This is a genomic window from Mycobacterium sp. NPDC050551, assembly GCF_040674075.1.
Taxonomy (GTDB): Bacteria; Actinomycetota; Actinomycetes; order Mycobacteriales; family Mycobacteriaceae; genus Mycobacterium.
Map to the genome: position 1 here is coordinate 356,204 of NZ_JBFARC010000002.1, position 13,931 is coordinate 370,134.

Genomic DNA, 13,931 nt, shown 5'->3' on the forward strand with positions numbered 1-13,931 from the left:
CAGGTGAGGTAGCCGACGACAAGCGAGCTAACAGTACCTGAGATGTCGCTTTGAGCAGCGTTTCTCGCAAGATCTTGAAGATGCTGCTATAGCAGGCCACGGCCACCGGGTATCGGTTTGCCGGGCTTGAGATCCGGGCGGCGAAGCCTACCTGCGGCCGCTGCCTTCGGACAGGAAACCGAGCAGATCGTGACGCGTCAGCACGCCGATCGGCTTGCCGTCCTCGACGATCATCACCGCGTCGCATTCCCGCAACGTCTTGGCCGCCGTGCTGACGAGTTCTCCGGCGCCGATCAGCGGGAGGGGCGGCCCCATGTGGTCGGCGACTGCGTCGGCGAGCTTTGCCCGACCCTCGAACACCGCCGACAGCAATTCGCGCTCGGAGACGCTGCCTGCCACCTCGCCCGCCATCACCGGCGGTTCGGCGCCGACCACCGGCATCTGCGAGACGCCGTACTCGCGCAGGATGCCGATCGCGTCGCGCACGGTCTCCGACGGATGGGTGTGCACCAGATCCGGAAGCGCACCCGACTTGCGGCGCAACACATCTCCGATCGTCGACTGTTCGATCGATCCGTCGAGCCTGCTGCGCAGGAAGCCGTAGGACGACATCCAGGCGTCGTTGAAGATCTTGGACAGGTAGCCGCGGCCGCCGTCGGGCAGCAGCACCACCACGAGGGCATCGGGGCCCGCCTGCTCGGCGACCCGGATCGCGGCGACCGCCGCCATGCCACAGGATCCCCCGACCAGCAACGCCTCTTCGCGGGCCAGTCGGCGGGTCATCTCGAACGAGTCTGCGTCGGAGACGGCGATGATCTCGTCGGGCACCGCAGGGTCGTAGGCCGACGGCCAGAAGTCCTCACCGACGCCCTCGACCAGGTAGGGCCGGCCGGTGCCGCCGGAGTACACCGAGCCCTCCGGGTCGGCGCCGATGATCTTCACCTTCCCGCCGGAGACCTCCTTGAGGTAGCGGCCCGCGCCGGTGATGGTGCCACCGGTGCCGACGCCGGCGACGAAGTGCGTCACCTTGCCGTCGGTGTCGGCCCAGATCTCCGGGCCCGTGGTCTCGTAGTGCGACTCCGGACCCATCGGGTTGGAGTACTGATCGGGCTTCCAGGCGCCGTCGATCTCCGTGGTGAGCCGGTTGGACACGCTGTAGTAGCTGTCGGGGTCGTCGGGCGCCACCGCCGTCGGGCAGACGACGACGTCGGCGCCGTATGCGCGCAACACGTTTCGCTTGTCCTCGCTGACCTTGTCGGGACAGACGAAGATGCACTTGTAACCGCGCTGCTGCGCCACGAGCGCCAGGCCGACGCCGGTGTTGCCGGAGGTGGGCTCGACGATGGTGCCGCCGGGCTTGAGCTCGCCGCTCGCCTCGGCGGCGTCGATCATCTTGATCGCGATGCGGTCCTTGGAGCTGCCGCCGGGGTTGAGGTACTCGATCTTCGCGGCGACGGTGCCTGCGCCGTGAGGGACGACGGAGTTCAGCTGTACCAGAGGGGTATTGCCGATGAGCTCACTGACGTGCCGGGCGATGCGCATGACTCCATCGTGTCAGGCTCGCGATCAGCTCACCACGTGGCCTCACGGATGTACTCGCCGATCTGGCGCAGCGACCGCGTCGCCTCCTTCACCATCGGCGACGCAATTTGGAAAACATGCATCTGACCAGGCCAGACGCGGATCTCGACCGGGATGCCCGACTCCGCGAGCAGCCGTGCGGCCTTTCGCGCATCGCTGATCAGAACCTCTGAGCCGGACACGTGGATCAGCGTGCGCGGCAGGCCGGGTTCGATGTGGTCGAGCGGTTCGTAGATCTCCGGCGCCGCACCGTTGACCGGATTGCGCCGGTTGGCGTGCTCGATGAGGTCGACCAGCGCCCCGAACGCATGCGCCGGGAACATCGCGTCGCTGCGCACGTTCGGGTGGTCGGCACGGCGCTGGTTGTCGATCTCGAACAGCGGCGACATGGTGACCATCGCCGCGGGCTCCTCGCCCTCCGCGAGCAGGCGCTGGGCCAGCGTCAGCGACAGGTAGCCGCCCGCGGAGTCGCCGGCCAGCACGATCTGGTCGGGCTCGTAGCCCTTGAGCCGCAGCCACTGGTACGCGTCGTAGCAGTCGTCGACAGCCTGGCCCACCGAGTGCTTGGGGATCATCCGGTAATTCACCACCAGCACGGGGCTGTCGGCGTAGCCGCTCAGTGCGTTGACGATGCGGTGGTGGGAGTTCACCCCGCAGGTGATGAATGCGCCGCCGTGCAGGTACAGGATGACGCTGCGCTTGCCGTCGGCGGGCAGTACACCCGGGGCCCGCACCAGCTGGGCGTTGCAGTGGGTCAGCCCGATCGTCGCCCGGACGGTGCCCGGCGGCGGCCGCAGGACTCTGCATGCGAAATCAACGATTCCCCAGGGCCATGGCATCTTGGGGGCGTAGCTGCCAATGGCCAGAGTTGGCTTGATAGTGGCCATCGCGGCCAGTGCGACCAGCCGTCCGCCGAGGCTCGGGCCGTCCTCGACCACCTCGACCGGAGCCCCGTCACTGACGGGAAATCTGCGCGGTTTGTTGGCTCTGGCTGCATGAATAGCAGCACGAGGGGTGCTCGGAACCTTACTAGGTGCGGTCATCGCCACCACTTCCTACGCCGTTGTAGTGCCCCGGGTGCATGTTGTTTCAGCCAACCTCGGTAACTTAGCTTGACACCTGTATCCGGTTTCCTAGTCTGTTAAACCATTTTCGTACCGGAGTTGATACCGCACCGTGACTGCCGGTTGGCGCCGCCACGCGGTCGATGACCGTTTGGGCACCTAAACTGGCCGCGTGGGCATACGTGCACGCCGCAAGTCGACCGTCGCTCTCGCCGCTGCGGCCACGCTGGCGTCAACGGGATCTGCCTACATCGGAGCGCGAAACCTGCTGGTCGGGCAGGCCGACCAGGCGCGTCAGACCATCCCGAAGGCCTTCGACATCCCGCCGCGCGCCGACGGCGTCTACTCGGCCGGCGGCGGACCCGTCGAGAAATGGACCCGCGGGGTGCCGTTCGACATCCATCTGATGATCTTCGGCGACTCCACCGCGGTCGGTTACGGCTGCCGGGTCGCCGACGAGGTGCCAGGGGTGCTGCTGGCACGCGGGCTGGCCGAAGCCTCGGGGAAGCGGATACGGCTGAGCACGAAGGCCATCGTCGGCGCGACGTCGAAGGGTCTGCAGGGCCAGATCGACGCGATGTTCGTCGCCGGCCCGCCGCCGGACGCCGCGGTCATCATGGTCGGCGCCAACGACATCACCCGCCCCAACGGCATCGGGGCGTCGGCCCGCCGGCTCGGCGCGGGGGTGCAACGGTTGCGGACCGCGGGCGCCGTCGTCGTCGTCGGCACCTGCCCGGACTTCGGCGTGCTGACCGCGATTCCGCAGCCGCTGCGCATGGTCACCCGCGCTCTCGGACTGCGGCTGGCGCGCGCCCAGACCGACGCGGTGCGGGCTGCCGGGGGCGTGCCGGTGCCGTTCGCCGACCTGCTGGCGCCCGAGTTCCTCAAGGCGCCGGACCAGATGATCTCCGACGACATGTTCCATCCGTCGGCCGAGGGATACGCGTTGGCGGGCAATCAGCTGCTGCCGGCGTTGTGCACTGCGCTGGGCGTCTCCGCCGCCGACACCGACGCCGCGCTGGAGCCGCGAGCACCCGAGGGCAGTTCGCTGCTCGAGCGGATCGGCGGCATCTCGCGGCTGTGGCGCCGGCCCACGACCGGGGTGCCCGCGCCCATCGTCGGGCCCGCCAGCTAGGTTCTTCGGTGACCAGCAAGTTGAGGAGCCGTCATGCCTGAAGCCGTCATCGTCGCCACCGCCCGCTCGCCGATCGGCCGCGCCAACAAGGGGTCGCTGGTCGACATGCGACCCGATGATCTGGCCGCCCAGATGGTCCGCGCGGCGCTGGACAAGGTTCCGTCGCTCGACCCGCACGACATCGACGACCTGATGATGGGCTGCGGCCAGCCCGGCGGCGAGTCCGGCTTCAACATCGGCCGCGCCGTGGCCGTTGCGCTCGGCTACGACTTCCTGCCCGGCACCACCGTCAACCGCTACTGCTCCTCGTCGCTGCAGACGTCGCGGATGGCGTTCCACGCGATCAAGGCCGGCGAGGGTCACGCCTTCATCTCCGCGGGCGTCGAGACGGTGTCGCGGTTCGCCAAGGGCAACGCCGACGGGTGGCCCGACACGAAAAACCCGCTGTTCGCCGAGGCTCAGGAGCGTTCCAACCAGGCCGCTGCCGGTGGCGACGAGTGGCACGACCCGCGCGAGGACGGCTCGCTGCCCGACGTGTACATCGCAATGGGTCAGACCGCCGAGAACGTCGCGCTGCACACCGGCATCAGCCGCGAGGACCAGGACCACTGGGGTGTGCGGTCGCAGAACCGGGCCGAAGAGGCCATCAACAGCGGCTTCTTCGAGCGCGAGATCTCCCCGGTCACGCTGCCGGACGGCAGGGTCGTGTCCAAGGACGACGGCCCACGCGCAGGCACCTCCTACGAGAAGATCAGCCAGCTCAAGCCGGTGTTCCGGCCGAACGGCACGGTGACCGCCGGAAACGCCTGCCCGCTCAACGACGGCGCCGCGGCGGTCGTCATCCTGTCGGACGAGAAGGCCCGCGAACTGGGCCTGACGCCGCTGGCGCGCATCGTCGCCACCGGGGTGTCGGGTCTGTCACCGGAGATCATGGGACTCGGGCCGATCGAGGCGTCGAAGAAGGCGCTCGCCAACGCGGGCATGAGCATCGGCGACATCGACCTTTACGAGATCAACGAGGCGTTCGCCGTCCAGGTGCTCGGCTCGGCGCGTGCGCTCGGGATGGACGAGGAGCGTCTGAATGTGTCCGGCGGCGCCATCGCGCTGGGCCATCCGTTCGGCATGACCGGTGCGCGGATCACCGCCACGCTGCTGAACAACCTGCAGACCCAGGACAAGCAGTTCGGCCTGGAGACGATGTGCGTCGGCGGCGGCCAGGGCATGGCGATGATCGTGGAGCGCCTTTCCTGACGTTGCCGTTGAGGCGTTGAGTTTGCACACAGATCGCCGAATCACGTGAATTGGCGATCTGTGTGCAAAGTCAACGCGTTCGCATGCGCCACGCCCGCTGAATGCGGTCCAGCACGTCGACCTCACGGGTTCGCGCGGCCACTCGCATCACCAACCACCCGAGCTCGCGGATGTCTTCGGCACGCTGTATCTCGTAGGCGTACAACTCTTTTGACGTCCGATGGTGGTCGCCGTCGTACTCCACGGCGAGCTTGAGGTCTTCCCATCCCATGTCGAGGTAGTACTTCTGCCATCCAATTGGGCTGAGCACCGGAATCTGTGTGCGCGGTCGCGGATATCCGGCGCGCTGCAGCAGGAGGCGCAGCCAGGTTTCTCTCGGCGACTCGGCGCCCGCATCCACCAGGTCGAGCACCGCCGCTAGTCGGCGCAGACCTCGCGTGTGCGGGTGGCGCCCGGCGACGTCCTCGACCTTCGCCAGGTCGAGATGCGTCGCCCGTGCGAGAGCGTCCAGTCGTGCGACGGCATCGTCGATCGTGCCGCGCCTGCCGAGATCGAAGGCCGTCCGTTCCGGTGTGGTGACCGGCAGGCCTGCGACGACGTCGCACTCCTCGGGCTCCACGGCCATCGCGTAGGTCCGTAGGCCCGCAGGCCGACGCGCACAGCTGAAGACCAGTTCGATGGGCTGGGAGGAATCGACCCACTTGGCGCCGAGGAGGGCAGACGCCGTCACGCCCGCGAGAACACCGCGGCGCCCCGACCACAACCACGCGGCGTAGGCGCGCTGTCGGATGTCGAGTGTGGCGTCCCTCGGTGCGTAGACGTTGGGAAAGATGCTGCGGAAATGGGACCGCAGGCGGTGCTTGGGAACTACGCCCGCCGCGACCGCCTCGGACCCGAGGAATGGAGTGCCGTCCATGCCCGCAGCCTCGTCGCGGCTCCCGACGGCGGACGCGTTGACTCTGCGCTCAGATCGCGATCTGTGGACGAATCGCGATCTGTGAACAAAGTCAACGCGAAAGGCCTCGAGAACGCAGAAAGCCCGACACCTCGTCCGGTGCCGGGCTTCCCTCGCGAAGGCTGCTAGTCGTTCTGGAAGTAGCTCAGCAGCCGCAGGATCTCGATGTACAGCCAGACCAGCGTGACGGTCAGGCCGAGGGCGATGCCCCACGCAGCCTTCTCCGGCGCGCCGGCGCGGATCATCTGGTCGGCGGAGTCGAAGTCCAGCAGGAAGCTGAACGCGGCGAGGCCGATGCACACCAGCGAGAAGATGATCGCCATCGGGCCGCCGTCGCGCAGCGGGCCTGCGCCGTCGGTGAACATCGCGAACACGAAGTTGCCGAGCGCGAGCACGACCACGCCGATCATCCCGGCGACCAGCATGCGGGTGAACTTCGGCGTCACACGGATCGCGCCGGTCTTGTAGACGACCAGCATGCCGAAGAACACGCCGAAGGTGCCGAGCACCGCCTGCGAGATCAGCCCGCCGGCGCTGGCGCCCTGGATGTTGAAGGTCAGCAGGAACGACACCGCGCCGAGGAACAGGCCCTCGAGCACCGCGTAGCTCAGCACGATCGCCGGGTTGTCCTGCTTGCGACCGAACATCGCGACCATGACGAGCGCCAGGCCGCCGAGGCCGCCGATCAGGGTGAGCGGCGCGGCCAAGCCGATGTTCTGGGTGACCAGGAAGAAGGAGACCACGGCCGAGACCGTCAGCACGGCCAGCGTGATGCCGGTGCGGGTGACGACGTCGTCGATGGTCAGCGGCCGGGCGACGCCCGTCTGCTCGGGGTACTGAGTGGTATAGGGCTCAGCGTGTGTCTGCTGGGCACCGTAGCCGGCGGCTCCGGTACCGAATGACGCGTATCCGCCCTGCTGCCCCTTGGGCAGCGAGCGGAATACCGGGTTGCTGCTCTCGCGCACCGTCGGATCCTCTCCTGTGCTGTGGTTCGAGTGACGAACACACTCTCAACGATCACCGGCGGCGAGTTGGTTCCCGAGATGGCAAGGGATCCTGGGAACTTCCTGTGGCCGGTTCGTGTCAAAACATTACCCGTCGGACCAGAGAGTCGGGCGACGATCTAGATTGCTACCCATGGAGGAAAACGAGGATGTCCTAGTAACCGTCGAGAACGGCGTCGGCCTCGTCACCCTGAACCGGCCGAAGGCGATCAACTCGCTCAACCACGGCATGGTCACGGCCCTGGCCGAGGCGCTCGACACCTGGAAAGGCGACGACGACGTACACACCGTCCTGCTGACCGGCACCGGCGAGCGAGGCCTGTGCGCCGGTGGCGACGTCGTCGCGATCTATCACAGCGCCAAGGCCGACGGTTCTGAGGCGCGGCAGTTCTGGTACGAGGAATACCTGCTCAACGCGGTGATCGGCCGGTATCCGAAGACGTATGTCGCGGTGATGGACGGCATCGTGATGGGCGGTGGAGTCGGCGTCAGCGCGCACGGCGACGTCCGCGTCGTCACCGACACCACCAAGATGGCGATGCCCGAGGTCGGCATCGGCTTCATCCCCGACGTCGGCGGCACCTATCTGCTCGCCCGCGCGCCCGGTCTGCTCGGCCTACACGCCGCCCTGACGGGTGCACCGTTCTCCGGCGCCGACGCCATCGCGATGGGCTTCGCCGACCACTATGTGCCGCACGAATCGCTGAGAGCCTTCACAGAATCGGTCGTCGCCGACGGGGTCGAGGCCGTGCTCGAGACCCATGCCGTCGAGCCGCCGGCGAGCACCCTGCTCGAGCAACGCGACTGGATCGACGAGTGCTACGCCGGGGACACCATCGCCGACATCGTGGCGGCTCTGCGCGGCCACGACGCCAAGCCGGCCAACGACGCAGCCGACCTCATCGTCGGCCGCTCCCCCGTCTCGCTGGCCGTCGCGCTCAAAGCCGTGCGCCGCGCCGGTGAACTCGCCACCCTGGAGGACGTGCTGCGCCAGGAGTTCCGGACGTCGTGCGCGTCGCTGCGTTCGCACGACCTCGTCGAGGGCATCCGCGCGCAACTGGTGGACAAGGACCGCAACCCGAAGTGGTCGCCACCCTCGATCGACGCCGTCACCGAAGAAGAAGTCGACGCCTATTTCGCCCCCGCCGACCCCGACCTGACCTTCCCGGAGGAGACACCGTGACGTCCTACGAGACCATCCTCGTCACCCGCGACGACCGCGTCGGCACCATCACCCTGAACCGGCCGAAGGCGCTCAATGCCCTCAACAGCCAGGTGATGGCCGAAGTCGGTTCTGCGGCAACCGAACTCGACCAGGATCCGGGCATCGGCGCGATCATCGTCACCGGCAACGAGAAGGCCTTCGCCGCGGGCGCGGACATCAAGGAGATGGCGACCCTCGAGTTCGCCGACGTCTTCGCGGCCGACTTCTTCGCTCCCTGGGGCACATTCGCGGCCACCCGCACCCCCACCATCGCGGCCGTCGCCGGCTACGCACTGGGTGGCGGCTGCGAACTGGCGATGATGTGCGACCTGCTGATCGCCGCCGACACCGCGAAGTTCGGCCAGCCCGAGATCAAGCTGGGCGTGCTGCCCGGTATGGGTGGCTCGCAACGGCTCACCCGCGCGATCGGTAAGGCCAAGGCGATGGACCTCATCCTCACCGGCCGCACGATCGGCGCCGAGGAGGCCGAGCGCAGCGGCCTGGTGTCGCGACTCGTCCCGGCCGACACGCTGCTCGACGAGGCCAACGCCGTCGCCAAGACCATTGCGGGCATGTCCCTCAACGCCGCGCGGATGGCCAAGGAGGCCGTCAACCGCGCGTTCGAATCGTCACTGTCCGAAGGCCTGCTCTACGAGCGCAGGCTCTTCCACTCCACCTTCGCCACGGCGGATCAGAAGGAGGGGATGGCGGCGTTCAGTGAGAAGCGCCCGCCGAACTTCACCCATCGCTAAAGTGCTCTGGTGACCGAGACCGCGGAGGCCGAACCGCAGGCGCCCCCGCAGGAGGAACCGCCGCCCGCCAAGCGACCGTGGTGGCTTCGCCGCTACACGTTCTTCGGCACCGCCGTCGGTCTGCTGTTCCTCTGGTTCTCGATGACCCCGTCGCTGCTGCCCCGCGGACCGCTGTTCCAGGGCCTCGTCAGCGGCGGCGCAGGCGCATTCGGTTATGCGCTCGGTGTGTTCGGGGTGTGGTTGGTCCGCTTCATGCTCTCCAGGAACTCCAGCCCGCGCGCCCCGCTGTGGGCATGGCTCGGACTGCTCGTGGTCGGCGTCATCGGCCAGGTGCTGATGATCGTGTACTTCCACGTGTGGCAGGACCAGGTCCGCGACCTGATGGGGGTGCCGCGGCTCGGATTCTGGGACCATCCGCTGACCGCGGTGCTGTCCCTCGTGGTGCTGTTCGCCCTCGTGGAGATCGGCCAGCTCATCCGGAAGCTGATCCTGTTCCTGATGCGACAGCTCGAACGCGTTGCCCCACCGCGTGTTTCGGCCGTCGTGGTGGTGGCCCTGCTGCTGGTGCTGACGATCGCGATCCTCAACGGCGTGGTCGTCCGCTTCGCGATGAGCACGATCAACAACACTTTCGAGGCGGTGAACGACGAGACCGACCCCGATTTCGCGGCGCCCACGTCGGCGCTGCAGTCCGGCGGGCCGCAGTCACTGGTGAGCTGGGAGTCGCTGGGCCACCAGGGCCGGGTGTTCGTTTCGGGTGCGACGACGACCGAGCGGCTCACACGGTTCAACGGCGCCCCGGCCGTCGAGCCGATCCGCGCTTACGCGGGCCTGAATTCCGCCGACGGCATCAAGGCCACCGCCGCACTCGCGGCGCAGGAACTGCTGCGCACCGGTGGCCTGGACCGTGAGGTGGTCGCGGTGGCCACCTCGACGGGCACCGGCTGGATCAACGGCGCCGAGGCCGCCGCGCTGGAGTACATGTTCAACGGCAACACCGCGATCGTGTCGATGCAGTACTCGTTCTTGCCGAGTTGGCTGTCGTTCCTCGTCGACAAGGAGAACGCCCGCCAGGCCGGGCAGGCGCTGTTCGAAGCCGTCGACGGCCTCATCCGGGCGATGCCCGAAGCGCAACGGCCCCGGCTGGTGGTGTTCGGTGAGAGCCTCGGCTCATTCGGCGGCGAGGCGCCGTTCCTCGCGCTGAACAACCTCGTCGCCCGCACGGACGGCGCGCTGTTCAGCGGGCCGACGTTCAACAACACGATGTGGACCGACCTCACTGTCAACCGCGACGCCGGCTCGCCGGAGTGGCTGCCGATCTACGACAAGGGTGAGAACGTCCGGTTCGCCGCCCGGCCCGAGAACCTCGACCGGCCCGCCGATCCGTGGGGTGTGCCGCGGGCGGTATACCTGCAGCACGCCTCCGACCCGATCTCGTGGTGGAATCCGGAACTGCTGTTCGCTCGGCCCGACTGGCTCGAGGAACCACCCGGCTACGACCGCACCCCCCGGATGAAATGGATCCCGGTCGTGACGTTCCTGCAGGTGTCGGCCGACATGGCGGTGGCAATCGACGTGCCCGACGGACATGGCCATGTCTACGTCAGGGACGTCGCCAACGCGTGGGCGGCGATACTGCAGCCACCGGGCTGGACGCCGGAGAAGACCGAACGGCTGCGGCCGACCCTGCGTTCCGGCGAGAGCAGCTAACAAGATCGATCAACGATCTCCCGAGCAAATCTGCGCAAATGCCCTTATTCCCCGGGTCGAGGGCTATGTTCGCGTCATCGGCGTCAATTTGAGGAGCAATCATGACGCGTGTCTCGCGATCCATCGCCACCGGAGTCGCCGTCGTCGGAATCAGTGCGCTCGTCGCCGCGCCCTCTGTGACACCGCCCGTACACGAAACAGTCGCCGTGCAGTACGTGGCCGACGTCAGGCCTGCCGCGCAGACGAGCCAGTTCCCCGAACTGTACGAGTGGTGGCAGCAGACATTCTGGCCCAGCGCGTCCCGTCCGGTACCGCAGCCGCCGCAGCCCGAGCCAGTGCCGACGCCGGGCTCGGTGGCCAGCAGTCTAGAAGCGGCCTATCACGCCATCGAGCCGTGGGTTCGGTACGGCTTCGAACTCGGCGAGTACGCCGTGGGATGGATCCCGTATGTCGGATGGCTCGCACCGCAGGTGATGATCCTCTACAACTTCGGCGAGCGCATCGTTCATGCGATCGTCCACAACACGCTCGACTGGATCGACGGCGACGGCAGCTTCGGGCAGAACCTCGCCGAGGGGCTGTCGTGGAGTCTGGACGCGCTGATCCAGCTGGGAATCGACGAGCTGAACTTCTTCCTGCCGAATCTCCCTCCGCTTCCGCCGTTTCCCGGGTCGACGGAGTTCGGCGAGGGCTATGAGGCCTTCCGTGCGTCGGCGCGTGAGTTCCTCCGCAATCTGTCCGATCTGCTTCCGTACCACGACGAGGAGCGGCCACCGGTGGGATCGACCACGTTGGTCGACGTGAGTCTGGCGAAGACCGAGGTGGTGCCGGAGGCGAAAGAAGGCGTAGAGATCGGTCCGGCCGATCCGACCGCGGCCGACCCAGGGACAGTGGTCGAGGCGCGAACCGACAACAGCATCGAAGGGATCGTCGACACGGTCACGCCGAAGCCGGCGGCTGCGGTCGACCCGCAGCTCGAGACGGGCGCCGCCGTGGTCGATACCGCGACCGTCGACGTCGAACCCGCTGAGCAGACCTCGGCGCCGAAGGCGGAAAAGCGGCTTCTGCGCCCATTCGGTGCGCTTCGCGAGATCAGGGGCAATCTGAAGCAGGCGAGGGACGAGCGTGCCGAGGCGACCGAGTCAACGTCGGAGACTCCGCGGAAAAGCCTTCGAACGCGAATCCAGGACCGCGTCGAGAAGGCCACGGACCAGATCCGGTCCAGGACCGATCGTGCGACGTCGGACTCCGCTCCGGCCGCAGACCAGAAGAAAAAGAAGAACGAAGCCGACGCGGAGAGCTAGACGAGGACGCCTTCGGCCTTCAACGCGTGGTAGCCGCCGATGACGTCGGTCGACCGGTGCAGCCCGAGATCGAGCAGCGCAGCAGCGGCCAGGCTCGAGGTGTAGCCCTCCGAGCACAGCACCACCCACTCGACGTCGTCGTCGACGGCCTGGGCGATCTTCGCGTCACTGGTCGGGTCGCAGCGCCACTCCAGCACGTTGCGTTCGATCACCAGCGCGGCAGGCACCTCGCCCTCGCGCGCCCGTTGCGCCTGCGGACGGATGTCCACGAGCAGCGCGCCACGCTCGAGCGCCACGGGCACCTCGCGCGCCGGCATCCGGTCGAGGCGCGATCGCGCACCCTCGAGGATGCGATCGATACGGCTGGGCATGCTCATCCCTCCGGGTGTTCGGTGAGTTCGGTGCGGTTGCGCCGCAACGTCTGCCGTTCGGTGACCTCGTAGTACGACATCGCCGTCAGCGGCGGCGAGTAGGCGTGCACGCTGAGCGTGGGCGTCGGCACCGGGTCGGGCGCCCACACCACATCATGCACCCAGCCCAGCGGGAAGCCGGCCTGATCGCCCGCGGACAACCGACGGCGCCGCAACGCCTCGCCGTCCCAACGGGTTTCGGACAGCGAGCCCGACACGACGGTGAGCGCACCGAGCGAGCCGCCGTGATCGTGCAGCTCCGTCGACCGGTCGGGCACCCAGCTGATCAGCCAGATGTCGAGTTCGTCGTCGCCGTACATGCGGGTGAACCAGCGGTCGTCGCGCGGAACGCCGCGGGCCGGCAGCAGGTGGTCGTAGCGGCCGCTGAGAACCTCGTCCGCGCCGGCGTCGGTGGCGTGCAGCAGGTCGGGCAGCCGGAGCCGGGTGGGCGCCGAGACGGCGGGGGCGACCGCGACGGGCGGCAGCGTGAGGGGACGCGTGGAAACCGCGGAAACCATGGAGGAGCTCCAAAGGGGTGTGACGGGACGGATCGGGGGCGGGCGTCAGGCCCGACAACACTCCAGACGGTCAGTCGTCTTCGTCACAGCGCCAAGTGTTCCACAGCCCGGGACCGCCCGGTAGCCGCCGGCTTTAACCTCAGGATGAATCTTGAAATGCGCTGGTCGGGTCGCGAGCGCAGGCGCGGCCAAACCGGTGCGGACAGGTGTCGAAGCGTTGGTTCGACGCCGCCATCCGGGGGTAAAGTCGGGTTCGGGCCGTGGGGAGAAGCTGCAGGAGGCCTGCAATGAAGATCAGACATCTGGCAGTCGCCGCGGCTGCCTCGTTCGCTCCGCTGTTGTTCGTGACCGTCGCGACTCCCGGTGTGGGCAATGCCGCCGAGTGCGGCCCGGGCACGGTGTACGACGCGCCGTCCAACTCGTGTGTCGGCGCACCCCCGCCGCCGCCACCCCCGCCTCCTCCGCCACCTCCGCCGCCTTGGAACGGCGACCCGACGCCCGGGTTCTCCATCGGGGTGTGCGCGCCGATCCCCTTCGTCTCGCTCTGCACCGGCATCTGACGCGGGCGGCGGCGGGCCGCTGCGCGGGGTTGCCTAGATTGAGCGGTATGCGCAGCTACTCCGCAGTGGTGATCACGGCCGCCGGTGTCCTGGCCCTCGCCGGCTGTTCGTCGGGCGGCGACGACGCCGTCCCCGCCAGTTCGCCGCAACCAAGCCCGTCGACGACGGCCACGTCGGAGACCCGCACGGCGGCGCCGGGCGCGCAGGAGGTGACGCCGGGCGGGGTGACCACCGCCGTCGGCTCGCCCGCGGAGTCCACCGAGGAGGAGTACTTCCAGGCGTGCAACGCCGCCAAGACGTGGATGACCGAGAAGGGCGGCGACCTTGCGTCGCAGATCGAGCCGTACCTCGGCGAACTGCAGCGCTCGGACTCGGCGGGACCCGGGACGTTCGGGACGCCGTGGTCGAAGCTGGCACCGCCGCGGCAGGCGGCGGTGATCGTCGCGGTCGAGGCGGCCGCCGGTGGACTGTGCGGCTGACCGC

14 protein-coding genes are annotated in these 13,931 nt (G+C 68.1%); 8 read left to right on the forward strand and 6 right to left on the reverse strand.

Features of this window, described 5'->3' with window-relative positions:
• Nucleotides 1-147 precede the first annotated feature (147 nt).
• The gene (locus tag AB0K11_RS08345; RefSeq protein ID WP_364974613.1) at nt 148-1,542 is read right to left on the reverse strand and encodes a cystathionine beta-synthase; all 1,395 of its coding nucleotides are present in this window, start codon (nt 1,540-1,542) and stop codon (nt 148-150) included.
• Nucleotides 1,543-1,571: 29 nt separating this feature from the next.
• Nucleotides 1,572-2,624 carry an alpha/beta hydrolase gene (locus tag AB0K11_RS08350; protein ID WP_364974615.1) on the reverse strand — a complete coding sequence of 351 codons (1,053 nt, stop codon included), beginning with the start codon at nt 2,622-2,624 and terminating at the stop codon, nt 1,572-1,574.
• 193 nt (nt 2,625-2,817) lie between these two features.
• Between AB0K11_RS08350 and AB0K11_RS08355 the strand changes: the two genes are divergently transcribed.
• Nucleotides 2,818-3,780: an SGNH/GDSL hydrolase family protein gene (locus tag AB0K11_RS08355; RefSeq protein WP_364974618.1), complete on the forward strand. Its 963-nt coding sequence runs from the start codon at nt 2,818-2,820 to the stop codon at nt 3,778-3,780.
• Between the two features lie 33 nt (nt 3,781-3,813).
• Nucleotides 3,814-5,031 (forward strand): acetyl-CoA C-acetyltransferase, encoded by a 1,218-nt coding sequence (locus tag AB0K11_RS08360; protein ID WP_364974620.1) that lies wholly within the window; start codon nt 3,814-3,816, stop codon nt 5,029-5,031.
• Nucleotides 5,032-5,101: 70 nt separating this feature from the next.
• Here AB0K11_RS08360 and AB0K11_RS08365 read toward each other — a convergent pair whose 3' ends face one another.
• Together AB0K11_RS08365 and AB0K11_RS08370 are read right to left on the reverse strand one after the other, a co-directional pair.
• Nucleotides 5,102-5,947: a DUF559 domain-containing protein gene (locus AB0K11_RS08365; protein WP_364974622.1), complete on the reverse strand. Its 846-nt coding sequence runs from the start codon at nt 5,945-5,947 to the stop codon at nt 5,102-5,104.
• Nucleotides 5,948-6,111: 164 nt separating this feature from the next.
• Nucleotides 6,112-6,951, reverse strand: a complete 840-nt coding sequence (locus tag AB0K11_RS08370) for a Bax inhibitor-1/YccA family protein (protein WP_364974624.1) — start codon at nt 6,949-6,951, stop codon at nt 6,112-6,114.
• A 172-nt stretch (nt 6,952-7,123) separates the two neighbouring features.
• On the opposite strand from AB0K11_RS08370, the gene AB0K11_RS08375 reads away from it, so the two are divergent.
• The 4 genes from AB0K11_RS08375 (at nt 7,124) to AB0K11_RS08390 (ending at nt 11,960) form a co-directional block, all read left to right on the forward strand.
• Nucleotides 7,124-8,173 (forward strand): enoyl-CoA hydratase/isomerase family protein, encoded by a 1,050-nt coding sequence (locus AB0K11_RS08375; protein ID WP_364974626.1) that lies wholly within the window; start codon nt 7,124-7,126, stop codon nt 8,171-8,173.
• The gene (locus tag AB0K11_RS08380; protein WP_364974629.1) at nt 8,170-8,946 is read left to right on the forward strand and encodes an enoyl-CoA hydratase; all 777 of its coding nucleotides are present in this window, start codon (nt 8,170-8,172) and stop codon (nt 8,944-8,946) included. Before AB0K11_RS08375 ends, AB0K11_RS08380 begins: the two co-directional genes overlap by 4 nt.
• A gap of 9 nt (nt 8,947-8,955) precedes the next feature.
• Nucleotides 8,956-10,656 (forward strand): alpha/beta-hydrolase family protein, encoded by a 1,701-nt coding sequence (locus AB0K11_RS08385; protein ID WP_364974632.1) that lies wholly within the window; start codon nt 8,956-8,958, stop codon nt 10,654-10,656.
• Between the two features lie 101 nt (nt 10,657-10,757).
• A complete protein-coding gene (locus AB0K11_RS08390; protein WP_364974635.1) occupies nt 10,758-11,960 on the forward strand; it encodes a hypothetical protein in 1,203 nt (400 codons plus the stop codon).
• Here AB0K11_RS08390 and AB0K11_RS08395 read toward each other — a convergent pair.
• Nucleotides 11,957-12,331 carry a rhodanese-like domain-containing protein gene (locus tag AB0K11_RS08395; RefSeq protein WP_364974638.1) on the reverse strand — a complete coding sequence of 125 codons (375 nt, stop codon included), beginning with the start codon at nt 12,329-12,331 and terminating at the stop codon, nt 11,957-11,959. The genes AB0K11_RS08390 and AB0K11_RS08395 overlap by 4 nt on opposite strands.
• 2 nt (nt 12,332-12,333) lie before the next feature.
• Entirely contained in the window at nt 12,334-12,888 is a 555-nt protein-coding gene (locus AB0K11_RS08400) for a cysteine dioxygenase family protein (RefSeq protein ID WP_364974640.1), read from the reverse strand.
• A gap of 287 nt (nt 12,889-13,175) precedes the next feature.
• Here AB0K11_RS08400 and AB0K11_RS08405 point away from each other — a divergent pair, with 287 nt between their 5' ends.
• On the forward strand, nt 13,176-13,448 hold the full coding sequence (locus AB0K11_RS08405) for a hypothetical protein (RefSeq protein ID WP_364974643.1): 273 nt from the start codon (nt 13,176-13,178) through the stop codon (nt 13,446-13,448).
• Nucleotides 13,449-13,495: 47 nt separating this feature from the next.
• Nucleotides 13,496-13,927 (forward strand): lipoprotein LpqV, encoded by a 432-nt coding sequence (locus AB0K11_RS08410; protein ID WP_364974645.1) that lies wholly within the window; start codon nt 13,496-13,498, stop codon nt 13,925-13,927.
• Nucleotides 13,928-13,931: the final 4 nt, after the last annotated feature.